The 24,815-nt window shown below is 73.0% G+C and carries 23 protein-coding genes and 1 riboswitch; of the genes, 11 read left to right on the top strand and 12 right to left on the bottom strand.

Annotated features, from left to right (window positions below; genetic code table 11):
- Positions 1 to 34 precede the first annotated feature (34 nt).
- From cobI to ACVW19_RS06860, 9 genes are all read right to left on the bottom strand, one after another.
- The gene (cobI, locus tag ACVW19_RS06900; RefSeq protein WP_457457539.1) at positions 35 to 784 is read right to left on the bottom strand and encodes a precorrin-2 C(20)-methyltransferase; all 750 of its coding nucleotides are present in this window, start codon (positions 782 to 784) and stop codon (positions 35 to 37) included.
- On the bottom strand, positions 781 to 2,157 hold the full coding sequence (locus ACVW19_RS06895) for a cobyrinate a,c-diamide synthase (RefSeq protein ID WP_457457537.1): 1,377 nt from the start codon (positions 2,155 to 2,157) through the stop codon (positions 781 to 783). The genes cobI and ACVW19_RS06895 overlap by 4 nt, the downstream gene beginning before the upstream one ends.
- The gene (gene cobO, locus ACVW19_RS06890) at positions 2,151 to 2,750 is read right to left on the bottom strand and encodes a cob(I)yrinic acid a,c-diamide adenosyltransferase (protein ID WP_109379946.1); all 600 of its coding nucleotides are present in this window, start codon (positions 2,748 to 2,750) and stop codon (positions 2,151 to 2,153) included. Before cobO ends, ACVW19_RS06895 begins: the two co-directional genes overlap by 7 nt.
- The gene (locus ACVW19_RS06885) at positions 2,750 to 4,759 is read right to left on the bottom strand and encodes a putative cobaltochelatase (RefSeq protein ID WP_457457535.1); all 2,010 of its coding nucleotides are present in this window, start codon (positions 4,757 to 4,759) and stop codon (positions 2,750 to 2,752) included. The genes cobO and ACVW19_RS06885 overlap by 1 nt, the downstream gene beginning before the upstream one ends.
- 169 nt (positions 4,760 to 4,928) lie before the next feature.
- A complete protein-coding gene (gene cobN, locus ACVW19_RS06880; protein WP_457457533.1) occupies positions 4,929 to 8,606 on the bottom strand; it encodes a cobaltochelatase subunit CobN in 3,678 nt (1,225 codons plus the stop codon).
- Positions 8,603 to 10,138 carry a cobyric acid synthase gene (locus ACVW19_RS06875; RefSeq protein WP_457457531.1) on the bottom strand — a complete coding sequence of 512 codons (1,536 nt, stop codon included), beginning with the start codon at positions 10,136 to 10,138 and terminating at the stop codon, positions 8,603 to 8,605. Before ACVW19_RS06875 ends, cobN begins: the two co-directional genes overlap by 4 nt.
- The gene (locus tag ACVW19_RS06870; protein ID WP_457457529.1) at positions 10,135 to 11,100 is read right to left on the bottom strand and encodes a cobalamin biosynthesis protein; all 966 of its coding nucleotides are present in this window, start codon (positions 11,098 to 11,100) and stop codon (positions 10,135 to 10,137) included. Before ACVW19_RS06870 ends, ACVW19_RS06875 begins: the two co-directional genes overlap by 4 nt.
- A gap of 125 nt (positions 11,101 to 11,225) precedes the next feature.
- Positions 11,226 to 11,364, bottom strand: a riboswitch (cobalamin riboswitch).
- Positions 11,365 to 11,515: 151 nt separating this feature from the next.
- Positions 11,516 to 11,737, bottom strand: a complete 222-nt coding sequence (locus tag ACVW19_RS06865; RefSeq protein ID WP_457457528.1) for a hypothetical protein — start codon at positions 11,735 to 11,737, stop codon at positions 11,516 to 11,518.
- A 31-nt stretch (positions 11,738 to 11,768) separates the two neighbouring features.
- On the bottom strand, positions 11,769 to 13,022 hold the full coding sequence (locus ACVW19_RS06860; protein ID WP_457457526.1) for an anion permease: 1,254 nt from the start codon (positions 13,020 to 13,022) through the stop codon (positions 11,769 to 11,771).
- Between the two features lie 241 nt (positions 13,023 to 13,263).
- Between ACVW19_RS06860 and ACVW19_RS06855 the strand changes: the two genes are divergently transcribed.
- The 3 genes from ACVW19_RS06855 (at position 13,264) to ACVW19_RS06845 (ending at position 16,797) form a co-directional block, all read left to right on the top strand.
- A complete protein-coding gene (locus tag ACVW19_RS06855) occupies positions 13,264 to 13,932 on the top strand; it encodes a class II aldolase/adducin family protein (RefSeq protein WP_457457524.1) in 669 nt (222 codons plus the stop codon).
- A 61-nt stretch (positions 13,933 to 13,993) separates the two neighbouring features.
- Entirely contained in the window at positions 13,994 to 15,121 is a 1,128-nt protein-coding gene (locus ACVW19_RS06850) for an alpha/beta hydrolase (RefSeq protein ID WP_457457522.1), read from the top strand.
- Between the two features lie 224 nt (positions 15,122 to 15,345).
- Positions 15,346 to 16,797: a hypothetical protein gene (locus ACVW19_RS06845; protein ID WP_457457521.1), complete on the top strand. Its 1,452-nt coding sequence runs from the start codon at positions 15,346 to 15,348 to the stop codon at positions 16,795 to 16,797.
- 89 nt (positions 16,798 to 16,886) lie between these two features.
- On the opposite strand, the gene ACVW19_RS06840 is transcribed toward ACVW19_RS06845, so the two are convergent.
- Positions 16,887 to 17,300: a VOC family protein gene (locus ACVW19_RS06840; protein WP_457457519.1), complete on the bottom strand. Its 414-nt coding sequence runs from the start codon at positions 17,298 to 17,300 to the stop codon at positions 16,887 to 16,889.
- A 286-nt stretch (positions 17,301 to 17,586) separates the two neighbouring features.
- Between ACVW19_RS06840 and ACVW19_RS06835 the strand changes: the two genes are divergently transcribed.
- From ACVW19_RS06835 to ACVW19_RS06825, 3 genes are all read left to right on the top strand, one after another.
- Complete coding sequence (locus ACVW19_RS06835; RefSeq protein WP_457457517.1) at positions 17,587 to 19,185, top strand: ABC-F family ATP-binding cassette domain-containing protein; 1,599 nt, start codon at positions 17,587 to 17,589, stop codon at positions 19,183 to 19,185.
- Positions 19,186 to 19,582: 397 nt separating this feature from the next.
- The gene (locus ACVW19_RS06830; RefSeq protein ID WP_029385158.1) at positions 19,583 to 19,804 is read left to right on the top strand and encodes a helix-turn-helix domain-containing protein; all 222 of its coding nucleotides are present in this window, start codon (positions 19,583 to 19,585) and stop codon (positions 19,802 to 19,804) included.
- 151 nt (positions 19,805 to 19,955) lie between these two features.
- Positions 19,956 to 20,759, top strand: coding sequence for an enoyl-CoA hydratase/isomerase family protein (locus ACVW19_RS06825; protein WP_457457515.1), 804 nt, complete (start codon positions 19,956 to 19,958; stop codon positions 20,757 to 20,759).
- A 67-nt stretch (positions 20,760 to 20,826) separates the two neighbouring features.
- Here ACVW19_RS06825 and ACVW19_RS06820 read toward each other — a convergent pair whose 3' ends face one another.
- The gene (locus ACVW19_RS06820) at positions 20,827 to 21,600 is read right to left on the bottom strand and encodes a nucleopolyhedrovirus P10 family protein (RefSeq protein ID WP_457457514.1); all 774 of its coding nucleotides are present in this window, start codon (positions 21,598 to 21,600) and stop codon (positions 20,827 to 20,829) included.
- A gap of 88 nt (positions 21,601 to 21,688) precedes the next feature.
- Between ACVW19_RS06820 and ACVW19_RS06815 the strand changes: the two genes are divergently transcribed.
- The 5 genes from ACVW19_RS06815 to amaP are packed head-to-tail and all read left to right on the top strand — an operon-like array spanning position 21,689 to position 24,008.
- Positions 21,689 to 22,183, top strand: a complete 495-nt coding sequence (locus tag ACVW19_RS06815; RefSeq protein WP_457457512.1) for an Asp23/Gls24 family envelope stress response protein — start codon at positions 21,689 to 21,691, stop codon at positions 22,181 to 22,183.
- A gap of 46 nt (positions 22,184 to 22,229) precedes the next feature.
- The gene (locus ACVW19_RS06810) at positions 22,230 to 22,415 is read left to right on the top strand and encodes a hypothetical protein (protein WP_279336771.1); all 186 of its coding nucleotides are present in this window, start codon (positions 22,230 to 22,232) and stop codon (positions 22,413 to 22,415) included.
- Positions 22,412 to 22,798: a hypothetical protein gene (locus ACVW19_RS06805; protein WP_457457510.1), complete on the top strand. Its 387-nt coding sequence runs from the start codon at positions 22,412 to 22,414 to the stop codon at positions 22,796 to 22,798. Before ACVW19_RS06810 ends, ACVW19_RS06805 begins: the two co-directional genes overlap by 4 nt.
- Complete coding sequence (locus ACVW19_RS06800) at positions 22,795 to 23,424, top strand: DUF6286 domain-containing protein (RefSeq protein ID WP_457457509.1); 630 nt, start codon at positions 22,795 to 22,797, stop codon at positions 23,422 to 23,424. Before ACVW19_RS06805 ends, ACVW19_RS06800 begins: the two co-directional genes overlap by 4 nt.
- Before the next feature lie 5 nt (positions 23,425 to 23,429).
- Entirely contained in the window at positions 23,430 to 24,008 is a 579-nt protein-coding gene (gene amaP / locus ACVW19_RS06795) for an alkaline shock response membrane anchor protein AmaP (protein WP_457457507.1), read from the top strand.
- A 50-nt stretch (positions 24,009 to 24,058) separates the two neighbouring features.
- On the opposite strand, the gene ACVW19_RS06790 is transcribed toward amaP, so the two are convergent.
- A complete protein-coding gene (locus ACVW19_RS06790; RefSeq protein ID WP_457457505.1) occupies positions 24,059 to 24,814 on the bottom strand; it encodes an SDR family oxidoreductase in 756 nt (251 codons plus the stop codon).
- Between the last annotated feature and the right edge of the window lies 1 nt (position 24,815).

The raw sequence follows: 24,815 nt of genomic DNA, 5'->3' as shown, positions 1-24,815 counted from the left end.
CCGGGCGGTCGGCTGCCCTCGCCCGGCTGCCCGCTCACAGCTTGCCGCCCCGCCCGCCGTCGCGCCGGGGCGGCGCGATGAGCGTCGACAGATAGGGCAGGGGCGACCCGTCCAGCGCGGCGGCCGGCCGGACGAACTCCTCCGGCAGCCCGAGCGCCGACCCCCAGACGGCGTCACCGAGCCGCCCGCTCTCCCGCAGCGCCTCGGCCACCTCGCCCGCCCGCCGCCCGAACTTGTAGGCGACGACCGTGCCGGGGCCGGCCAGCGCCTCCTTGAGCACGGCGGCCCCGGCGGTCACCGGCACCAGGGTGAGCGGTTCGGTCCCCTCGGTGAGCACGGCCCCGGAACGCGCCGCCAGATCCTGCATCGCGGTGATCCCCGGCACGGTCTCGACCACCGTCCCCGGCACCGACTCCGCGACGGTCTGGGCGAGATACGTGAACGTCGAGTACACGTTGGGGTCGCCGATGGTCGCGAACGCGACATGGCCCCGCTCCCGCAGCAACCCGGCCACCCGCTCACCGGCAGCGTCCCAGGCCGCCTCGCGCCGCGCCCGGTCGGTGCGCTCGTTCAGCGCGAACACCACCCGGACGACCTTCTCCTCGGGCACGTAGTGCAGCACGGTCGCCTCGGCCCGCCCCGGCTCCCCGCCGTCCCTTCCATCGGGTGCGGCCATCACCGGTACGACGACGACGTCCGCGGCGCGCAGGGCGTTGACGCCCTTGACGGTCACCAGCTCGGGGTCCCCGGGGCCCACCCCGACTCCGATCAGCCTGCTGCTCATGACGTCCGGCACCTCTCCACGAACCGACGGGCGACACCGGGCTCGGACGCCCAGTGCGTGTGCAGGAAGCTCGCGTGCACACCTCGCTGTACAAAACCCTCGACGCGGCGCTCGGGCGCACGCATCCCCCACGCGGGGGCAGCCCCCGCCCCCGGCTCCACGACCGTCCGGTGGAACTCGTGCCCCCGCATCCGCGTCCCGGCGGCGGCCAGCGCACTGTCGGTCACGGCAACGGCGTCCCGGTAGCCCAGGGTCAGCCGCTCGCTCATCCGCGCGGAGGCGTCCAGCACCCCGCACAGGGGCAGCCCGTCCAACTCCCGGCACAGATACAGCAGCCCCGCACACTCGGCGGCGACCGGCGCACCGCTCAACGCCAGTTCGGCAACGGCCCTGCGCAGTGACTCGTTGGCGGACAGCTCCGCGGCGTACACCTCGGGGAACCCGCCGCCGATCACCAACCCACGGGTCCCGTCGGGCAGTTCATCGTCCCGCAGGGGGTCGAAGACGACGACCTCGGCTCCGGCGGCGGCGAGCAACTCGGAGTGCTCGGCGTAGGAAAACGTGAACGCGGCCCCACCGGCGACGGCGACCCGAACCAACGGGTCCGCAGGTGCAGCCCCCCGGGGCGAGGAACCCAAGACCTCAGCGGCATCCCACGCAGCACACGACAACGCACCAGCACCCCGAGCCAGCGCGACCAGCCCCTCCAGATCGCACCCCGCCTCCACCTGCGCGGCCATGGCCGCAACCGCCCCGACCGCCGCGGCCCCCCGCTCGGCGACCGGCACCAGCCCCAGATGCCGCGACGGCGTCCCGACCCGGGCGGTCCGCCGCAGCACACCCAGCACGGGCACACCGACGGAGTCCAGCGCCTCCCGCAGCAACACCTCGTGCCGGTCCGACGCGACCTTGTTCAGGATCACGCCCCCGACCCGCACCTCCGGATCCCACGTCACGAACCCGTGCACCAGCGCCGCCACCGACCGCGACTGCGACGAGGCGTCCACGACCAGGACCACCGGCGCCCGCAGCAGCTTCGCCACATGGGCCGTGGACGCCAACTCCCCTTCCCCCGCGGCCCCGTCGTACAGCCCCATCACGCCCTCGACCACGGCGATGTCGCACCCGCGCGCACCCTGCGCGAACAGGGGACCGACCAGCTCCGGACCGCACAGGTACGCGTCGAGGTTGCGCCCCACCCGTCCCGTGGCGAGCGCGTGGTACCCGGGGTCGATGTAGTCCGGCCCGACCTTGTGCGGGGACACCGCGAGCCCCCGCGCGGTGAGCGCGGCCATCAACCCCGTGGCGACGGTGGTCTTGCCGCTGCCCGAAGAGGGCGCGGCAATCACCAACCGGGGTACGGAGGTCACCACTCGATGCCCCTCTGCCCCTTCTGCCCGGCGTCCATGGGGTGCTTGACCTTGGACATGTCGGTCACCAGGTCGGCGAACTCCACGAGCTCGTCGGGCGCGTTCCGCCCGGTGATCACCACATGCTGCGTCCCCGGCCGGTCCCGCAGCACCGACACGACCTCGTCGGTGTCGATCCACCCCCAGTGCATCGGGTACGCGAACTCGTCCAGCACGTACAACTTGTACGTCTCGGCGGCCAGGTCGCGCTTGACCTGCTCCCAGCCCTCGCGGGCCTTCTCCTCGTTGTCCATCTGCGCGTCCCGCTGGACCCAGGACCAACCCTCGCCCATCTTGTGCCAGTCGACGCTGCCACCCTCGCCGGAGGCGCCGAGCACCCGCAGCGCGTTCTCCTCGCCGACCTTCCACTTCGCCGACTTGACGAACTGGAACACCCCGATCGGCCACCCCTGGTTCCAGGCCCGCAGCGCCAGCCCGAACGCGGCGGTCGACTTGCCCTTGCCGATGCCCGTGTGCACCACGACCAGCGGCCGGTTGCGCCGCTGACGTGTCGTCAGTCCGTCGTCCGGTACGACACTCGGCTGCCCCTTCGGCATTACGCGGCCCTCCTCGAAGTCCCCTGTACGTCCCTGACCAGCCCGGCGATCGAGTCCGCCCGCAGCTCGTCCAGCGTCACCGCCGTACCGCCCAGCTCACCCGCGAGCTGCCCGGCGAGCCACAGCCGCACCGGCCCCGACTCGCAGTCCACGACCACGGACGCGGTCCCGTCGGCGGCGAACAGCCGCGCCGCCCGCCCCGCGAGGGCGACCGGTTCCGGACCGCCGGTGGCCCGGCCATCCGTCACCACGACCACCAGCGGCCGTCGCGCCGGGTCCCGCAACCGCTCCACCCGCAGCACGTCGTGCGCCTTGAGCAGCCCCGCCGCCAGCGGCGTACGCCCACCCGTCGGCAGCGACTCCAGCCGGGCCGCCGCCGCGTCCACCGACGAGGTCGGCGGCAGCGCCACCTCGGCGGCCGATCCCCGGAAGGTGACCAGCCCCACCTTGTCCCGCCGCTGATAGGCGTCCAGGAGCAGCGACAGCACGGCACCCTTCACGGCACTCATCCGCTGCCGCGCGGCCATCGAACCGGAGGCGTCGACGACGAAAAGGACGAGATTGGACTCGCGCCCCTCCCGCGTCGCCTGCCGCAGATCGTCCCGCCGCACCACGAGCCCCGGGCCACTGCGCCCCCGCGCCCGCTGATGCGGGGCCGCCGCCTGCACGGTCGCCGAGAGGTGCAACTTGGTCAGCGTCCCCTGCGGCCGCCGGGCCCCGGTGGTCCGTCCCTGCTCGGTCCGGGCGCGGGAACGCCGCCCGGCGGCCCCCTGGCCGATGCCCGGCACGTTCAGCACCTTCGTCCGGAACGGCTCCGCGGCCCGTACGGCGGACTGCTCCCCGGCACCGGGTCCCGCCTGAGGCTCCCCGCCCTCACCGGCCTCGGGCCGGGCAGCGGTGTCACCATCGCCCTGAGGGCCCTCATCGGGTGCCGGCTGCCCACCCGGGCCACCGCCGGGTCCCGGGTCGGGATCGTCCTCGCCCCCGTCCTCACCAGGCCCGCCGAACTCCTCCAGCGTCTCGTCGAGCTTGTCCTCGTCGAGTCCGGGCGCGTCGAACGGCGAACGACGCCTGCGGTGCGGCAGCGCCAGCAGCGCGGCCTGCCGCACGTCCTCGGCGAGCACGTCGGTCCGTCCGGCCCAGGCCGCCAGCGCGGTCGCGGTCCGCGCCATCACGATGTCGGCCCGCATACCGTCCACCTCGAAAGCCGCGCAGGTCGCCGCGATCTGCCGCAGCGCCCCGTCACCGAGGCGCACCGAGAGCAGCAGCTTCCGCGCCGCCACGATCCGCGCCCGCACGGCGGCCTCCTCGTCGGCCCAGCGTGCGGCGAAGCCGGCCGGGTTGTCGTCGTACGCCAGCCGCCGACGGACGACCTCCACCCGCTGATCGGGCTCCCGCGAGGCGGACACCTCCACGGTGAGCCCGAAACGGTCCAACAGCTGGGGTCGCAACTCGCCTTCTTCGGGGTTCATGGTCCCGACGAGCAGGAAACGCGCCGCGTGCCGCACGGAGACACCCTCGCGCTCGACGTACGAGGCACCCATGGCGGCGGCGTCGAGCAGGAGGTCGACGAGGTGATCATGCAGGAGATTGACCTCGTCGACGTACAGGATCCCGCGATGCGCGTCGGCCAGCAGACCCGGCTCGAACGCCTTCACACCCTCCGCGAGCGCCCGCTCGATGTCGAGCGCACCCACCAGCCGGTCCTCGGAAGCACCGACGGGCAGCTCGACCATACGTGCGGCCCGAGCGGTGCTCCCGCTGGACTCGTGCGGGCCGTCCGGACATGCGGGGTCCGAGGCCAAGGGATCACAGGAGAAGCGACAGCCGGGCACCACTGCAACCTCCGGCAGCAGTGCCGACAAGGCGCGTACCGCCGTCGACTTCGCGGTGCCCTTCTCGCCGCGCACCAGCACACCGCCGACTGCCGGGGAGACGGCATTCAACAGCAGCGCGAGGCGCAGATCGTCCTGGCCGACGATCGCGGTGAACGGGTAGGGGGTACTCACGAACTGATCACTCCTCCGGGTGATTCATGCCAGGTCTCCATGAGCGCCGGCTGCCGAGCTGCCATGGTCGAGAGGTGCTCCCCGCCGACGCGGGGATGGTCCGAACGTCGACATTCGGGAACACGACCTTGTCGACTGCTCCCCGCCGATGCGGGGATGTTCGGGGAGATCACGCGTCTCCCTCCAGATCGCCCTCGAGCTCGAGGTAGGTCGCCCGGAGCCGGTCCAGGGTCTCCTGGTCCGGCTCCGCCCAAAGGCCACGGTCCGCCGCCTCCAGCAACCTTTCGGTGATGCCTCTCAGGGCCCAGGGATTCGACTTCCGCATGAAGTCCCGGTTCTCGGCGTCGAAGACGTACTCGGCGCTGAGCTTCTCGTACATCCAGTCGTCCACGACCCCGGCCGTGGCGTCGTAGCCGAAGAGGTAGTCGACGGTCGCCGCCATCTCGAAAGCACCCTTGTAGCCGTGCCTGCGCATCGCGGCCATCCAGCGGGGGTTGACCACCCGCGCCCGGAAGACGCGGTGCGTCTCCTCGCCCAGCGTGCGTGTCTTCACCTGGTCCGGTGTCGCCGAGTCCCCGACGTACGCCTCCGGGCTCTCGCCCGTCAGGTGTCGCACCATGGCGACCATGCCGCCGTGGTACTGGAAGTAGTCGTCAGCGTCGTGGATATCGTGCTCGCGCGTGTCGACGTTTTTCGCCGCCACCGCGATCCGCCGGAACGCCGTCTCCATGTCGCCGCGCGCCGCCCGGCCGTCGAGCCCGCGCCCGTAGGCGTAGCCGCCCCAGACCGCGTACACCTCGGCGAGGTCCGCGTCGCTGCGCCAGTTCCGCGCGTCGATCAGCGGCAGCAGACCGGCGCCGTACGCGCCCGGCTTGGAGCCGAAGACGCGGGCCGTGGCCCGGCGCCGGTCGCCGTGCTCGGCGGTGTCCTCGTCGGCGTGGGCACGGACGTAGTTCTGCTCGGCGGGCTCGTCCAGCTCCGCCACCGCCCGCACCGCGTCGTCGATCAGCCCGACGACGTGCGGGAACGCGTCCCGGAAGAAGCCGGAGATGCGGACCGTGACGTCGATGCGCGGCCGGCCCAGCTCCTCCAGCCCGACCACCTCGAAGCCGGTCACCCGGCGCGAGGCGTCGTCCCACACCGGACGGCAGCCCAGCAGCGCCAGGATCTCGGCGATGTCGTCGCCCTGGGTGCGCATCGCGGAGGTACCCCACACCGTCAGGCCGACGGACTTCGGATACTCACCCGTGTCCTGCAGGTACCGCTGCACCAGAGAGTCCGCCAGCGACTGCCCGACCTCCCAACTCAGCCGGGACGGGATCGCCTTGGGGTCGACGGAGTAGAAGTTCCGGCCGGTCGGCAGGACGTTGACCAGCCCGCGCGTCGGTGAACCCGACGGGCCCGCCGGGACGTAACCGCCGTTCAGCGCCCGCAGGATGTGCCCGATCTCGTCCGTGGTCCGGGCGAGCCGCGGTACGACCTCGGTGCAGGCGAACTCCACCACGGCCACAGGGTCCGGGAGTTCGGCACCCAGCACCTCGCGCACCAGCGGCGCGCTCGCCTCGACCGCCCAACCGCGCTCCTCCATGCCCTCCGCGATCCGCCGGCACAGCTGCTCCAGCAGGTCGATCGCGTCGGAGGCCGACCGCGCCGGGCCGTCCACCAGGTCCGTCAGCTCGGCCGGCACCTTCAGCGGGGCGCCCGGCTCGGCCAGCAGTTCCTTCTCCACCAGGCCGAAGTGCTCGGCGAGGGAAGCCCGAAGCCCCGGCAGCGCGTTCGCCTGGCCGCCCCACACCTGTGAGGCGCGCAGCACCGCGAGCACCAGGTTGACGCGCGGCTCACCGACCGGGCCGCCGCCGAGAACGTGCAGGCCGTCGCGGATCTGCACGTCCTTGATCTCGCACAGATAGCCGTCGATGTGCATGACGAACGAGTCGAAGTCGTCGTCGTCCGGCTGGTCGTCCACGTGCAGGTCGTGGTGGAGTTCGGCCGCCTTCACCAGCGTCCAGATCTGCGCCCGTACCGCCGGGGCCTTGTCCGGGTCCAGGTCGGAGACCAGGGCGTACTCGTCGAGGAGTTGCTCCAGCTTGGCCAGGTCGCCGTAGGTGTCGGCGCGGGCCATCGGCGGGACGAGGTGATCGACCACCGTCGCGTGCCCGCGCCGCTTGGCCTGGGTGCCCTCACCCGGGTCGTTGACGATGAACGGGTAGATCAGCGGGAGGTCGCCGAGGACGGCGTCCGGCGCGCAGCCCGAACTCAGCCCGAGGCCCTTGCCGGGCAGCCACTCCATCGTGCCGTGCTTGCCCATGTGCACGATCGCGTCGGCGCCGAAACCCCCCTCCGATGTCGCGGCCTCCAGCCACCGGTAGGCCGCCATGTAGTGGTGCGACGGCGGCATGTCGGGGTCGTGGTAGATGGCGATGGGGTTCTCGCCGAAGCCGCGCGGCGGCTGGATCATGACCACGACGTTCCCGAACTGGAGGGAGGCCAGCACGATGTCGTCGCCGTCGACGTACAGCGAGCCCGGCGGCTCGCCCCACGCCTCGGTCATCGCGTCCCGCAGCTCCGGGTCCAGCTTCTCGAACCAGGCCCGGTAGTCCGCGAGCGGCACCCGCGCGGGCGCGGCGGCCAGCTGGTCCTCCGTCAGCCACTCCACGTCGTGGCCGCCCGCCTCGATGAGCCGGTGGATCAACTCGTCGCCGTTGTCGGGGTACCCGTGCACCCCGTACCCCGCGTCCCGCAGCGCGTCCAGCACCCGTACCGCCGAGGCGGGGGTGTCGAGCCCCACCGCGTTGCCGACGCGGGAGTGCTTGGTCGGGTAGGCGGTGAAGACCAGCGCGAGCTTCTTCTCCGCGTTGTCCAGGTGCTTCAGCCGGGCGTGGCGTACGGCGATCCCGGCGACGCGCGCGGCCCGCTCGGGGTCGGCGACGTAGACCGGGACGTCGGCCCCGTCGTCGTCGACCCGCTCCTTGAAGGAGAACGGGACCGTGATCAGCCGTCCGTCGAACTCCGGGATGGCGACCTGCATCGCCGCGTCCATGGGGGAGAGGGCGGCGTCCGACTCCTCCCAGGCGGCGCGTGACGAGGTCAGGCACAGTCCCTGCAGCACCGGGACGTCCAGGTCGGCGAGCGCCCCGATGTCCCAGGCCTCGTCCTCCCCGCCCGCCGACGCCTGCGAGGCGTGCGTGCCGCCGGCCGCGAGCACGGTGGCGACCAGGGTGTCCGCCCGCCCGAGGATCTCGTACAGCCCGGGGTCGGCGCCGCGCAGTGAACCGCAGTACACGGGCAGGGCGTTGGCGCCGTGTGCCTCGATCGCGTCGCAGAGCGTGTCCACGAAGGCGGTGTTGCCGCTCAGTTCGTGGGCGCGGTAGAAGAGCACGCCGACGGTCGGACGGTCCGGCGACACGATGCGGGAGCCGTGCACCCCGTACTCCGGCATCCTGCGCGGCTCCTCGAAGCCCTCGCCGGTGAGCAGCACGGTGTCGGACAGGAACCGGGCCAGCTCGGCCAGGTTGTCCGGGCCGCCCTCCACCAGGTACTTCAGTGCCTCCGCCACGACACCCGCGGGCACCGACGACTCGGCCATCAGCTCCGCGTCCGGCACGGCCTCGCCGCCGAGCAGCACCGTCGGGATGCCGGACGCCCGGAGCGCCGCGAGTCCGTCCTCCCAGGCACGCTTGCCGCCCAGCAGCCGTACGACGGCGAGGTCCGCGCCGTCGAGCAGCGCGGGCAGTTCGGCCGCCACGTCCACGCGGGTCGGGTTGCCGATCCGGTAGGAGACGCCGGTGGCGGCGCGGGCCGCCAGCAGGTCCGTGTCGGCGGTCGACAACAACAACACTGTGCTCATGCGGGCGCTCCCGGTGGAATGAAAGGCAGTCCTTGTGGCGCGCCCGACTCGATGAGCCGCCAGAGCGCGTCCGTGTCCGCGTGCTGTTCGATCAGGTCGCCGAGCCGGTCGAGCTGCTCCTCGCGCAGCGCGGCGAACGAGGTGTCGGGGGCCGGCACGAAACGGCGCCCCGCGGCGGCGGCCACCTCGCGCAGGAAGGCCCGCCGGAAGCCGTCGGACTCCAGTGAGCCGTGCCAGTGCGTGCCCCAGGTCTGGCCGACCCGGCAGCCGTCCAGGCCGTGTCCACTGTCATCAGAGATGAACGCTGTGCCTCCCTGCACGTCGGCGACCCCGTGATGGATCTCGTACCCCTCGACGGACTCCCCGAGGGCTTCCCCGACGGGACGGGTCAGCGTCTTCTCCCGCGCGAACCGCACCCGTACGGGCAGCAGTCCGAGCCCGTCGACGTGCCCCGCGCGGCTTTCGACCTCGTCCTCGATGTGCTCGCCGAGGATCTGGTAACCCCCGCAGATCCCCAGCACGGGCCGCCCCTCGGCAGCCCGCCGCTCCAGGGCGTCCGCCAGCCCCCGCTCGCGCAGCCACTCAAGGGCCCGCACGGTTCCGCGGGTTCCCGGCAGCACGACGAGGTCGGCGTCGGCCAGTTCCTCGGGCCGGTCCACGAACCGCACGACGACGCCCGGTTCGGCGGCCAGCGCGTCCACGTCCGTGAAGTTGGACATCAACGGCACCGCGCACACGGCGACCCGCAGCACGTCCTCGCCGACCGGCGGGGCGACGGCCGACTCCCGCACGGCACCGCGCAGGGACACCCCCAGCCCGTCCTCCTCGTCGATGCCGAGCCCGTGCCGGAAGGGCAGTACGCCGTACGTGTGCCGCCCGGTCAGGCCGTGCAGCATGTCGAGGCCCGGCTGCAGCAGGGTCACGTCGCCCCGGAACTTGTTCACCAGGAACCCGGCGACCAGCGCCTGGTCCTCGGGGGAGAGCAGGGCGACGGTGCCGAAGAAGGAGGCGAAGACCCCGCCGCGGTCGATGTCGCCGACGACGAGGACGGGGAGCCCGGCGTTCCTGGCGATCCCCATGTTCACGATGTCGGTGCGCCGCAGATTGATCTCGGCCGGGCTGCCTGCCCCCTCACAGATCACCGCGTCATACGTGCCCCGCAACTGTGCGAGGCAGTCCAGCACCGTGCCCAGCAACTGTTGTTGCCGTCCGCCGTGGTAGCCGCGCGCGCTCAGTTCGCCGACCGGCTTGCCCAGCAGCACCACCTGGCTGCTCCGCTCGCCGCCCGGCTTGAGCAGCACGGGGTTCATCAGTGCGGTCGGCTCGACCCGGCAGGCCTGGGCCTGCATGGCCTGTGCCCGCCCGATCTCGGCGCCCTCGCGCGTCACGAACGAGTTCAGCGACATGTTCTGCGCCTTGAACGGCGCGACCTTGACGCCCTGCCGTACCAGCCACCGGCAGATCCCGGCGGTCACGACGCTCTTGCCGGCGTCCGAGGTGGTACCGGCGACCAGCAGACCCCCACCGCTCATGACCTGTGTCCCTTCCCGACGATCCGCGCGGCGACGATCCGCGCGACGGCACCGACGCCGAGCGCCAGCCAGCCGACGCGCCGCGAGAGCCGTACCGCCCGGTCGATGTCCGCCACGGCCACGGGACGGCCGGCGCCGTTGAGGACGGGCCGGTGTTCGACCCGCCCGGAGTAGGACAGCGTTCCGCCGAGCCGCACGCCGAGCGCGCCCGCGAAGGACGCCTCCACGGGGCCGGCGTTGGGGCTGGGGTGTTTCGCGGCATCCGCGCGCCACGCCCGGACGGCGCCCCGCGGGTCCGGCCCGGCGACCGCGGCGAGTACGGCGGTCAGCCGCGCCCCGGGCCACCCGGCGACGTCGTCGAGGCGGGCGGAGGCCCAGCCGTAGCGCCGGTACCGGGGCGACTTGTGGCCGACCATGGCGTCCAGGGTGTTGACGGCCCGGAACCCGAGCAGTCCCGGCACCCCGGCGACGGCGCCCCACACCAGGGCGCCCACCACGGCGTCGGAGGTGTTCTCGGCGACGGACTCCACCACCGCGCGGGCGATCCCGTCGGCGTCCAGCGCCTGCGGGTCCCGGCCGCACAGGTGCGGCAGCCGTGCCCGCGCCGCCTCGATGCCCTCGGCGGTCCCGGTCTGAAGGGCCTGCCCGATGGCGCGGGCCTCGACCGCCAGCGACGTCCCGCCGACGACGGCCCAGGTGGCGGCGCCGGTCAGGGCGACCGAGGCGGCGGGGGAGGAACGTACGCACCGGGCGGCAAGGCTCCCCAGAGCGAGGGCCCCGCCGACGCAGACGGCGGTGTGCAACGCGCCCCGGCCACGGTCGTCCCGCCACAGCACCCGTTCCACGGCAGCCGCGGCCCGCCCGAAAGCGGCGACCGGATGCCCCCGGCGGGGATCGCCGAGGAGCAGGTCGCCGAGGAGGCCGACGGCGGCGCCGTACGCGAACTCGCGATCGGCACCCACGGGTTCAGCCGGTGGGGGATCCGGTGGAAATGTCCGCCCCGAGCCGGGGTGGGGCGTCGCTGGTCGACCTCGACGGGCAGCCGGGCATGGCGATATGTCCTCACTCAGGGTGTCCGCGCCCTGGTTCGACGAGACCGGCGGTGAGAGTTCCTGGCTCCCGGGGTGTTCACCCCGGTGACAGTGGCGGGACCGCGCCGGACTTCCACCGGCTTCCTCTCCTGCCGCCGCATTGGCATCCGGCAGTCCACCACGGTCCGGAAGAACCGTCAACCTGCCTTTGACCTGCGAGGCTGAAGTGTGCTGAGGCCCACAGAGGGGTTCCGGTGGGGGAACGCGAACGGGCGGTGCGGGGCGCGAAGCCCCGCACCGCCCGTCGGACGGAGACGACCTTGATCAGGCCTTGATCAGGCCTCGATCAAGCCATGATCAGATAGATCCCGTATGCCACCGCCGCCGTGCAGGCCGCGAAGCAGGCGTAGGCGCCGGCGACCGCCAGGGCCGCGGACCCGCCCTGGGCGGCGGCCCGCTCATGGCGGGACAGGCCGACGATGCCGAGGGTGAACAGGGCCACCAGGGCCACGGTGGCCACGAGGCTGACGCCGAAGACGGAACCGAGGGCCGCCCAGTCGATCTTCATGGTGCTCTTCTTCCTTCGTACCGGGGCGCGGTCAGACGGTGGTCTTGGCTGCCGGATCGGTGGGGACCGGGGCCGGGATGGTGGCCGAGAGCTCCTCGCTCAGGCTGCCGGCCGGGGGCGGGGTCACCGCGGCCATGGCGGCGGTCACCACACCGGCAGGCTCCTCGGCGGTGGCGTCGGTGGCGCCGGTGTCGTTGACGTTGGTGTGGTCGACGACCTCACGCCGGGAGATCTTCCAGATCGCCGCGCTGGAGGCGACCAGGAAGACGGCGACGACGGCGGTGCCCCAGCTGCCGGCCCGGCAGACCAGTTCGGCGATGGCCCCGACCAGGGCCGCCGCCGGCAGCGTCAGGCCCCAGGCGACGAACATCCGGGTGGCCGTCGACCAGCGGACGACACCGCCCTTGCGGCCCAGGCCCGCACCCATCACGGCACCGGAGACCGAGTGCGTGGTGGAGAGGGAGAAACCGAGGTGGGAGGAGGCCAGGATGACCGTCGCGGCGCTGGTCTGGGCGGCGAAGCCCTGCTGCGGCTGGAGGTCCGTCAGGCCCTTGCCCATCGTGCGGATGATGCGCCAGCCGCCGAGGTAGGTGCCGAGCGCGATGGCGACGCCCGCGGACACGATGACCCACAGGGGCGGGTCGGAGTCCGGGGCGAGGGTGCCGCCGGCGACCAGGGCCAGGGTGATGATGCCCATCGTCTTCTGCGCGTCGTTGGTGCCGTGGGCCAGCGAGACGAGGCCGGCGGAGGCGATCTGACCCGCCCGGTAGCCCTTCTCGGACGCCTTGCCGTCGGCCTTCTTGCCCAGACGGTAGGTCAGCCGCGTCGCGAACATCGCGGCGAGGCCGGCGACCAGCGGCGCGGCGATCGCGGGGATCAGCACCTTGGTGACCAGGACGTCACCGTGCACCGCGCCGAAGCCCGCCGAGGCGACGGTGGCGCCGATCAGGCCGCCCATCAGGGCGTGCGAGGAGCTGGACGGCAGACCGACCAGCCAGGTCAGGAGGTTCCAGAGGATCGCGCCGACCAGTGCGGCGAAGATGACCTCGGGACGGATGCCGGCCTCGTCGACGAGGCCTTTGGAGATCGTGTTGGCGACCTCCACGGAGAGGAAGGCGCCCACCAGGTTCAGCACGGCGGACATGGCCACCGCGACCTTGGGCTTGAGAGCACCGGTCGAAATGGTTGTCGCCATCGCGTTCGCGGTGTCGTGGAAACCGTTCGTGAAATCGAACGCGAGTGCGGTTACCACCACAATCGCGAGGATCAGCGAGAAGCTTTCCATTTACCCAGGCAATCGTTCGAAGTCATTGGCGCGTTGAACGTAGGTAACCTGAGTGAACAGAAGATGAACTGGGATGGGCGCCGGGATGACCGTGATGGGTGTGGCCGCTCCGTCGGACGGCCCTATGTCCACCATGTCCCTTCCGTGGCGGTGCGGCTGAAGGGCTGTGCGCCGTCGACGGGCGTCCGCGGCCGACCGCGGAGCCGTTGAAGAGACCTTCGTCACCCGGCAGGATCACTGCATGACCGAGCAGCGACGGGACGTGAGTGACGAGGAGACGCGTGCCTGGACCGGCCTCGTAGAGGCCGCCCGCCGGACCGTCTCCGACGGGCTCGTCGTCGGCACCTCCGGAAATGTCTCGGTGCGGGTCGGTTCGACCGTGCTGGTCACCCCGTCGGGAGTGCCCTACGACCGGCTGACCCCGCACGACGTGACCGGTGTCGACCTCACCGGCCGACAGGTCCTCGGCACCCTGGTCCCGACCAGCGAGCTGCCCATGCACCTCGCGGTGTACCGCACGACCGGAGCCCGCGCCGTGGTGCACACGCACGCCGTGCACGCGACGGCGGTCTCCACGCTCGTCGACGAACTCCCGCTCGTCCACTACATGGCCGCCGCGCTCGGCGGGCCCGTCCGGGTCGCCCCGTACGCGACGTACGGCACCGACGAGTTGGCCGAGCACATGCTGCGCGCCCTCGACGGCCGCACCGGCTGCCTCCTGAGGAACCACGGCACCCTCACCCACGGCACCACCCTCGACCAGGCCTACGACCGCACCGCCCAGCTGGAGTGGATGTGCAGGCTCTGGCTGACCGCGTCGTCCGTCCCGGGCCGCTCCCCGGCCCTCCTGTCGGCCGACCAGCTGGCAGAGGTCGCGGACCGCCTGCGGGGCTACGGGCAGCGCGGCTGAGGTGTCCCCCGGGCGGGACGTCCACTGGCCGGGGGACCGGTCCCCCGGGACACTGGGTTCCGTGCGCACTGTCAGAGCGACGGCCGCTGCCGTCACCGCCGTGATAGGTGCCGGAGCCGCCGCGGTGGCGGCCGGCCGGCTCGCCAGCGACGCGGCCCTCAAGGCGCCGCCGGGCAGACCGCTGCCCACCGAGCCCCGGCTCACCGTGCACGGCACCGCCGCCGGCCAGGTCAGCCTCACCCGGGACCTCGCCGCGCTGCGCCCCGGCCGCTACGGCCTCGCCGGTGACGACTCCCACGCGGTCGTCGGACCCGTACTGGAAGGCATGTCGGACTCCGCCGACACCGTCGTACGCCGTCTCGAACGCGTCGTGCGGGGCACCCTGAAGCCCGGCGACCGGGCCTGGCTCACTCCGAACCTGTACATAGGCGACCCGGGCACCGCACTGGGCCTGGACCACACCGACGTCGTCGTCCTCGGCGAACTCGGCCCCCTTCCCGCCTGGTTCCTGCCGGGCGTCCGGGAGACCTGGGTGCTCGCGGTGCACGGCCTCGGCACCACCCGGGAACACCCCATGAACGTCATGGAGTTCCTGCACCGCCACCACTTCCCGATACTCGTTCCCTCCTATCGGGGCGATCCGGGCGCGCCGCGCTCGCCCGACGGCCTCAACCACTTCGGCGAGACCGAGTGGCGCGACCTCGACGCGGCGATCCGCCACGCGCTGGACGCCGGTGCCCGGCAGGTCGTCCTGCTCGGCTGGTCCACCGGAGCGACCATGGCGCTGCGTGCCGCAGCCCGTTCCACCCTGCGCGACCACATCGCCGGGCTCGTCCTCGACTCCCCGGTGCTCAGCTGGGAATCGACCCTGCGTGCCCTCGCCGCCGCCCGCCGCACCCCGGGCGCGCTGCTGCCGCTGGCGGTCCGCGCCGCCCAGGGCCGCACCGGCCGCTACGGCGACCACCACCCCGGCACCGCGGGGGAGGAACGCGTCGACGTGCCCACCCTGATCGTCCACGGCCCCGGCGACGTGGTGGCCCCCTGGCGGCTCTCCCGCCGCCTGGCCGCCGCCCAGCCCAACACGGTCACCCTGCTCACGGTCGAGGACGCTCCGCACGGCGCCATGTGGAACGCCGACCAGGACGCCTACGAAGAGGCCCTGCGCCGCTTCCTCACCCCTCTCATGTGACCCCCGAGCCTTCCGCGTGTGACCCCTGTGCCCGGCCCGTCCGGTTCGTCCGCTCCGGCGGGTGGCCGGTGGAGCGGGTCCCCGCCGGGGATTCCGCTCGGGGCCGTGGCACCGGCCTGTCACCACCTCTCGACCGCCCGCGCGACCCGGTGCGTTGGCCCTCTCCGTCGCCGCCCGTGACATTCCGTTTGGGTTTTCGGACCGTCAACCGCAAGACTGCACCCGTGACGTCCCGTATCCCGCGCGACTCCAGGCTTCGACTTGTCCGCCCGCGACCCCTGGCCGCCGCCCCCAGGGCGATGAACCAGCAGCGCTCGCGCCGTCCTGCGCCGCGCCCTCCGGAAGGCACACCGGCCCCCGCGGAGCTGGCCAGGATGGCACGCTCCGGTCTGGCCGGCGCGGCTCGCGTCGCCCGCTGGGCCGACGCGGCCCTCGGTCCCGGCCGGAGCAGCGCCACCGCCGCCGGCAAGGCCATCCTCTCCGACACGACCGCCGAGTGGGCGGCCGACGACCTGGGTCTGACCCCGGCTCAGGTCCGGGCCGACTGGGACACGGCCCGGCTCGCCGGTCTGGTCGAGGTGCACGGCGACACGGCCCGTCCCGGCTGGCGGCTGCGCGCCTGGGACCGCGACGACAGCGCCGTGCTGCGGGGCTGGGTCGCCCTCTTCGACGCCTGGTCGCTGGCGCACCCGGAACCCGAGGACCACGAACCCGCCACCGTCAGCGAGGTCGTCTCGGCCATGCCGCAGGTGCTCTCCTTCCTCCAGCTCTCGGCCGGGCCCGTCCCCGTGCCCCAGCTCCTCGACCTCCTGCAGCAACGGGTCACCGAACTGCGCACGGAGCGCTGCGAGGTCGACTACGCGCCCCACTCCGCCGACACCGCCCACCCCGGGGCCACTCCCGGCCCCGCACTCCGTTCCGCCCGGCCCGCGCCCGTCGAGCCGGGCGCCGCCGACGCCCCGCTCGCCCCGCTTCTCGAATGGGCCCTGCGCGCCCTCGCCGCGGTGGGCGCCCTCACCTACGGTGAGGGACAGGCCACGCTCACCCCGCTCGGCAGCTGGGCGGTCTGGGTCAAGCTGGAGCAGATCTGCGTCGCCGCGCAGAGCCCCGCCGGGAACATCGAGCAGAGCGCCGAGGACATGCTCCGCGGCTGCGCCCAGCTGCGCCCCAACGCGGCCCGCGCCGAGTACCGCGCCTGGCTCGCCGCCCGCCCGGTCGCCGGCGCCGTCACCGAACTGCTCGAGGCCGCCCGGGGCGAGGACGCCCTGCTGCGCGGCCTCGCATTCGAGGCGCTGCGCGTGGTCGGCGCCCCCGCCGAACCCGAGGTCCGCGCCGTGCACGACGAGCCGACGCTGCGGCCCTACGCCCTGCTGTGGCTGGCCGAGTACGAGGGCGCCGACCCCGAGGACGCCCACCAGGTCCTCACCCGGGACGAGGCCACCTGGCTGTGGGTGGACACCGCCGCCGCGGTCGCCGACCACGGTGAGGCCCCGCTGCTGGTACGGCACCTGGAGTCCGCGGTCCAGCCGACCGTCCCCGCGCTGCTGAACGAGGTGCGCGCGGTCGGACACCCGCGCACCGTGCAGGTACTGGTCGCGCTCGCCGCCGCGCACCCCGACCCGGCCCTGGCCAAGGCAGTCCGGCGGGCAGCCTTCCAGGTGCACACCGGAGGCTGACACCGCCGCCGCCGCCGTCCCGCGGAGTCCCACGAGATCCCACCGGCCCGCGAGGGCGACGTCCCGGCTCCGTCGGCCCGGGACCGGGCTCAGGCCCCGGTCTCGGGCGCGTACGTACCGAAGCTCCAGATGTTGCCCTCGCGGTCCCGGGCCGTGTAGTCCCGCGAGCCGTAGTCCTGGTCGGTCGGGGGCATCAGGATCTCCGCGCCCTGTTCCACCGCCCGCCGGTGGTGTGCGTCGACGTCGTCCACGACGACGTACACCCCGGCCGGCCCCGCACCCTTCATCGCCGCGTCGAACACGCCGCCGCGGCCCTGGGACCCCAGCATCACCGCGCCGTTGCCCTGCACCAGCTCGGCGTGCATCACCGCGCCGTCCTCGCCCTCGTACACCGACAGCTCCGTGAAGCCGAAGGCTTCCGTGAGCTGCCGGATCGCCGCCTTCGCGTCCGCGTACAACAGCGTCGGAAAGATGCTCGGACGCCCGCCACCCGTACCTGCCACGGCCCCACTCCTCACCTCCCGCAGCCGGATGCCCCGCGACGGGAAAACCACCGGAAACTCGACCTTCCGCCAGTCTGGCAGCGACCACTGACAACGCCCCGTGACCCGGCCGGGCGCGGGGCATCGCACACCCGCACCCCGGGAAAGTGGTTGCGCGACCCCGTTAGAATGGCTCGCATGGCCATTCTCCTTGTGCATTAGACGGCGGGAACGCCCTCAGCCGCCCACCGCCGACTTCCCCCGGGCTCCGTTCGAGCAGGGGACCCCAACGCCTGGAGTCTGACCCGTGATCTCCGCCTCCGGCATCGAGCTGCGCGCCGGTGCCCGTGTCCTCATCGAGAGCGCCACCTTCCGCGTCACCAAGGGTGACCGCATCGGCCTGGTCGGCCGCAACGGCGCCGGCAAGACCACGCTCACCAAAGTCCTCGCCGGCCAGGGCATCCCCGCCGCGGGCAACGTCACCCGCTCCGGCGAGGTCGGCTACCTCCCCCAGGACCCCCGCACCGGCGACCTCGACGTGCTCGCCCGCGACCGCATCCTCTCCGCCCGCGGCCTGGACGTCCTGATCCGCAAGATGCGCGAGAACGAGCAGCGCATCGCGAACGGCCAGGGCGCCACCCAGGAGAAGGCACTCAGGCAGTACGAGCGCCAGGAGACGGAGTTCCTCACCAAGGGCGGGTACGCCGCGGAGGCCGAGGCCGCCACCATCGCCGCCGCGCTGAACCTGCCCGACCGGGTCCTGGGCCAGCCGCTGCACACGCTCTCCGGCGGTCAGCGCCGCCGTGTCGAACTGGCCCGCATCCTGTTCTCCGACGCGGACACCCTGCTGCTCGACGAGCCGACCAACCACCTCGACGCCGACTCGATCGTCTGGCTGCGCGACTACCTCAAGACCTACCGCGGCGGCTTCATCGTCATCTCCCACGACGTCGACCTGGTCGAGACGGTCGTCAACAAGGTGTTCTACCTGGACGCCAACCGCTCCACCATCGACATCTACAACATGGGCTGGAAGCTCTACCAGCAGCAGCGCGAGGCCGACGAGAAGCGCCGCAGGCGCGAGCGGCAGAACGCCGAGAAGAAGGCCGCGGCCCTCAACGCCCAGGCCGACAAGATGCGTGCCAAGGCCACCAAGACGGTCGCCGCGCAGAACATGGCCCGCCGCGCGGAGCGCCTGCTGTCCGGTCTCGAGGACGTCCGCCAGTCGGACAAGGTCGCCAAGCTGCGCTTCCCCGACCCGGCACCCTGCGGCAAGACCCCGCTGACCGCCGAGGGCCTGTCGAAGTCGTACGGCTCCCTGGAGATCTTCACCGACGTCGGCCTGGCCATCGACAAGGGCTCCCGGGTCGTCATCCTCGGTCTCAACGGTGCGGGCAAGACCACCCTGCTGCGCCTCCTCGCCGGAGTGGAACAGCCCGACACCGGCATGGTCGTGCCCGGCCACGGGCTCAAGGTCGGCTACTACGCCCAGGAGCACGAGACCCTCGACCAGGACCGCACGGTGCTGGAGAACATGCGCTCCGCCGCGCCCGACATGGACCTCGTCGAGGTCCGCAAGGTGCTCGGCTCGTTCCTGTTCTCCGGCGACGACGTCGACAAGCCCGCCGCTGTCCTCTCCGGCGGCGAGAAGACCCGTCTCGCGCTCGCGACCCTCGTGGTCTCCTCGGCGAACGTGCTCCTCCTCGACGAGCCCACCAACAACCTCGACCCGGCCAGCCGCGAGGAGATCCTCGGCGCGCTGCGCACCTACAAGGGCGCGGTCGTTCTGGTCACCCACGACGAGGGCGCCGTCGAGGCGCTCCAGCCGGAGCGGATCATTCTGCTGCCGGACGGCGTCGAGGACCTGTGGGGCGCCGACTACGCGGACCTCGTCGCCCTCGCCTGAGCCGCCTCGGGCCGCCGCGCGCGTGACGGCAGGTGCGACCGCGGGAGTGACTGCTGACATGATCGACGGAGTGATCCACCGCGTATGGATCATTCGGCCCATCGGTGATCCACCATTCGTGTGAGATCCCCTCATACCGAGGTGTGTCCTCCACGCGTTTCGCGGCCGAGCCCCTGATTCCCCGGGGCTCGGCCGCGACGTCTTTCTGACCTGGGACTTCGCGGGACAACCCGTTCGGTGGTGTCCTCGGCATCCGGCGGAATCTATTACTCCGTTTGTGGGGATGCGCTCCTGTCGTCACAACCTTGTCGCACGGACCTTGCCGAATGGGTGGCCATCGGGCCCGAGAGGGGTGATCATGAGGAGACCAGAGCGCACTTCCCATGAGGAGGCACGGGTGGCCGAGACTCTGAAGAAGGGCAGCCGGGTGACCGGCGCCGCGCGCGACAAGCTCGCGGCAGACCTGAAGAAGAAGTACGACGCCGGTGCGAGCATCCGGGCGTTGGCCGAGGAAACCGGCCGCTCGTATGGCTTTGTGCACCGCATGCTCAGCGAGTCGGGCGTCACGCTCCGAGGGCGTGGCGGGGCGACGCGAGGCAAGAAGGCCCCTTCGGCCTGATTCCGGGCGCCGCCTTTCGACCCCGATGGTGGCCACCCGGTCGGCCGACTGACCGGCCGGGTGGTTACTGTGCAGTCACTTAGCTGTGCCGCAGGACGGCTCGACGCCGTCGTGCGGTGCGGAAGACGACCGCACCCATCGGAGGCGCCCCATGGCTTCGTCCGCCCAGGACCTCGGTCCGGTACTCGACAAGGACGGCGTACGGCTCACCGTCGACGACGCGATCGCCACGGTGACACTGACCAACCCGGCCAAGCGCAACGCGCAGAGCCCCGCTCTGTGGCGCGCGCTGACCGAGGCGGGCCGGCTGCTGCCGGGCTCCGTCCGGGTCGTGGTGCTCCGGGGTGAGGGCAAGTCCTTCTCCGCCGGGCTCGACCGGCAGATGCTCACGCCCGAGGGGATCGAGGGCGAGACCTCGTTCGTCGACCTCGCGCGCGGTGGGGAGGCCGAGCTCGACGCGACCATCGCCGGGTACCAGGAGGCGTTCACCTGGTGGCGGCGCAGTGACCTCGTGTCCGTCGCGGCCGTGCAGGGACACGCCATCGGGGCCGGTTTCCAGCTGGCCCTCGCCTGTGACCTGCGGATCGTCGCGGACGACGTCCAGTTCGCCATGCGCGAGACCAGCCTGGGGCTGGTACCGGACCTGACCGGCACGCATCCGCTGGTCGGGCTCGTCGGGTACGCCCGCGCGCTGGAGATCTGCGTGACCGGGCGGTTCGTCACGGCCGAGGAGGCCGTGAGCACCGGGCTGGCCAACCTCGCCGTGCCGGGCGACGAACTGGACTCGGCGGTGCGCGACCTCGCGGCGGCGCTGCTGGCCGCGCCCCGCGACGCCGTGATCGAGACGAAGGCGCTCCTGCGCGGCGCCCAGGAGCGTACGTACGAGGAGCAGCGGGTCGCCGAGCGCGCGGCCCAGGGCCGCAGGCTGCGGGATCTGGCCGGTCTCGGCGAGTGAGGGACCCGCGCCTCACCGATGAGGAACCGGGAGGCGCAGATGAGGCACGGGGGAAGCGCGGGAAGCGTCAGTCGAGCGCCGTGACCAGTACCGCCACCGTCGGGTGATCCGGCAGGGCGGCCGACACCGCCGAGCGGACCGCTCGGGCCACGTCCACCGCCCGGCGGTCCGCTCGGGCGGCGAGGTCCACGCGCGCGTGACGGCGGGCCAGAAAGGCTCCGCCGGGCTGCTGGTGAGCCGTCAGGTGCACCGGGCGGCCCAGGGCGCCCGTCAGCCGGGACACCCCCGGGACGGCGAGCGCCGCGGCGGCCACCCGGCTCCCGTCGGAGTCACCGGGCTCCGGCGCGCCGAACGGCGAGGCGTCGGCCGACCCGTCCGCCCCCTCCACGGGACCGCCCGCCGCCCCCGCACCTGACGCCGGGCCCGGAGGCGGCCCGGCCTGCGGGTCCAGCAGTTCGGTCACCCGCAGGTCCACCTCCGCCACCACCAGCCCGATCCGCTCCGCCGCGGCCCGCGACAACACAGCCCGCAGACGGTCCGCCGTCACCGGCAGCGGCTCTGCCGCCGTGGCCGCGAACCGGACCGTCACCCGCAGCGCCCCCGGTGGCAGGGCGCTCGGCGGGAGCGGCACCACCGACTCACCGGCCTCCTGCGGATCGGCGAGCGCGATCCGCAGTCCGTCCACGCGCACGCCCGGTTCGTCCCGCGCCACCGCGCGCCGCAGGGCCTCCCCGGCGGCTGCTTCGGAGATCCACGCGCCGTCCCGCGGTCCGCCCAGAGGCAGAAGTCTGCCCAGCCCCAACTGCTGTCGCACTGTCCGAGTCCACCGGTCCGCCGTCATTCCTCCAGCCTGCCGTATCCACGGCGCGCTATCACGCAACCGCGCATACGGTGGGCACGTGGACGACGACCGGAAGGGACGTGCACCGATGACCGACATGACGGAGGGCGGCTCGACGAGGGCTACCGACCTCGAGAAGACCGTGCCGGACACCTCCACGCGCAAGGGGCCGGGCACCCGGCGCGGCGGAGGCGAACCCGCCACCCGCGGCCGCACCACGATCGCCGACGGCGTCGTGGAGAAGATCGCCGGTCTCGCCGCGCGGGACGTGCTCGGCGTGCACACCATGGGCAGCGGCCTGTCCCGGACCTTCGGGGCCGTGCGCGACCGGGTACCGGGCGGGTCGAAATCGGTGACGCGTGGGGTGAAGGCCGAGGTCGGTGAGGTACAGACCGCGCTGGATCTGGAGATCGTCGTCGAATACGGCGTGTCCATCAGCGACGTCGCCAAGGACGTGCGGGAGAACGTCGTCGCGGCGGTCGAGCGGATGACCGGCCTCGAGGTGGTCGAGGTCAACATCGCGGTGAGCGACGTGAAACTGCCGGACGAGGAAGAAGAGGAGCCGGAGACCCGTCTCCAGTGAGGCAGACCCGTGGGAGTCGAGGAGCTGAGGAGCTGAGGAGCGCACCATGAACATGGCCGTGGTCGGCATGATCGCCGGCATGGCGCTGGGCTTCGCCGGATACTTCGGCGGATTCGGGGCTTTCGTGCTGGTGGCCGCGTTGGGGGCCGTCGGTTTCGTCGCCGGGCGGTTCCTCCAGGGGGACCTGGAGCTCGGTGACTTCTTCCGCCCCCGTGACGATCGTCGGAGGTGACACCGGTGAGCACGGGGCAAGGCGCAGCCGACGGCGCTCGCGTCGTCGTGCCGCCGCGCGAGCGCGGTGCGACCAGCATCGCCGACCGGGTGGTCGCGAAGATCGCCTCCCAGGCGGCCCGTGAGGCGCTCGGACCGCTGCCCCCGGACGCCGAGCCGCCGCACGCCACGGTCGTCGTCCACCGCGACGACACCGCGCGGGTCCGCGTCCACGTCGAACTCGGCTACCCCGGCGACATCGGCGGCCGGTGCGGGCGGGTACGCCGCCAGGTGGTCGAACGGGTGTCCGTGCTGGCGGGCATGCAGGTGCCGGAGGTCGTCGTCCAGGTGGAACGGCTGCACCTGGAAGCGGCGCCGGGAGCGGCACGGGGGAGGACCCGATGAGCGGACCCGGAGCCGTCGAGCAGCCCGCGGGCACCGTCCTGGAGAAGACACCGCCCCCCGCGCCGGACGACGCCGCGGCCCTGGGCCCCCGGCGCTTCTGGTCGGCGCGCAAGGTCCCCGCGGGCCTGCTCGCGCTGCTGCTCCTGGTGATCGCGGTGGCGTTCCTGTACGACATCGCCGCGGTGCGCGCCGGCCGGCCCGCGATGAGCTGGCGCCGGGAACTGGCCCGCCAACTGGCCGAACGGCCGCTGGACGACGTCTGGGTGCTGCTGGGCGCCGGGGTCGCCGTCGCCCTCGGACTCTGGCTGCTCCTGCTGGCCCTCACCCCCGGGCTGCGGGCCCTGCTCCCGATGCGCCGCACCCACTCCGACGTCCGCGCCGGGCTCGACCGGGAGGCGGCGGCGATGGTGCTGCGGGACCGGGCCATGGAGATCGCCGGGGTGCAGACGGTGCGGGTACGGGTGGCCCGCAAGCGGGCCGACGTCCGCGCGGTGTCGCACTTCCGTGAACCTGACGACGTACGGGCCGATCTGGACGCGGTACTCGCCGACACCGTCAGGGGCCTGGGGCTGTCCCGGCCGCCCGCCCTGTCGGTACGGGTACGACGTCCCGGCCGGAAGGGGTGAGGCCGGTGATCAGGGTCGTCAACCGTGTACTGCTCGGGATCACGGGCCTGCTCCTGGTGGCCCTCGGAGGGTCCGTGCTGGCCATCGGGCTGGGGGCGCCGGCGCCCTCCTGGTGGCTGCACCACGGACGGCACGACGTACTGCTGAGCGACGCCGAGCGGACCCGGTGGCGGGACGCGGGCTGGTGGTGGCCCGTCGTGATCGCCGCACTCGCGGTCCTCATCCTGCTCCTGCTCTGGTGGCTGGTCGCGGTCATGCGCCGGCGCCGGCCGGCCGAGGTGTTCGTCGACACCGGCGACGGCGACGGAGCGATCCTGCGCGGCCGGGCCCTGGAGGCCGCACTCGCCGAGGAGGCGGGCCGGCTGGACGGCGTCGACCAGGCCCACGTCCGGCTGACCGGCCGCCGCGGTGCCCCGCGGACCCATGTCCGCCTCCGTCTGGAGCCCCACGTCGATCCCGGCACCGCGCTGAACACCCTCACCACCGGAGCCCTCACCCATGCCCGGGAGGCGACGGGCCTGACCGCCCTCCCGGCAGAGGTCCGCCTACGAGCGGTCAAACACCGCGCGGAACGCGTCAGCTGACCCCGGCCCCCCGACCCGGAACCGGACGGGTCCCGGTGCCGGACGCGACCCTAGAACCCGTGCCGCACCCCGCCGTCCACCGGGACCATGACGCCGGTGACGTAGGAGGCGGCCGGGGAGAGGAGGAAGGCGGCGGTGCGGCCGAACTCGGCCGGGGTGCCGTAGCGGCGCAGGGGGATGCGGGACCGGGCCGCCTGACGGGTGGCCTCCGGGTCGGCGGAGAGGGCGTCGAGCTCACGGACCCGGTCCGTGTCGATCCGCCCGGGGAGCACCCCCACGACGCGGATGCCGCGCGGGCCCAGCTCGTCCGCGAGCGACTTGGCGAAGCCGGCGAGTCCGGGGCGCAGGCCGTTGGAGATGGTCAGACCGGGAAGCGGCTCGTACACCGAGCCGGACAGCACGAAGCCGATGACGCCGCCCTCGCCCAGCTCCGCGGCGGCGGCACGGGCCAGTCGCACCGCGCCCAGGAACACCGACTCGAACGACGACTGCCACTGCTCATCGGTGGCGTCGGCGACGAACCCGGGCGGCGGTCCGCCCACGCTGACGAGGATGCCGTCGAAGCGGTGGAACCGCTCACGCGCGGTCGCGATCAGCCGTTCCGGTGCCCGGGGGTCGGCGTTGTCGACCGCCACACCGACCGCGTCCGGCCCGAGACCGGCGACCGCCTCGGCGACGCTCTTCTCCTCCCGGCCCGTGACGACCACCTTCGCACCGTCCGCGACCAGTTCGCGCGCGGTGGCGTTGCCCAGCCCGCGGGTCGCCCCGGTGACGACGTACACCCGGTCCTTCAGTCCAAGATCCATG

It is taken from the genome of Streptomyces sp. TE5632 (genome assembly GCF_054061295.1).
The sequence above is the reverse complement of the archived record's forward strand: the minus strand, read 5'-3'. Positions and strand labels throughout refer to the sequence as shown.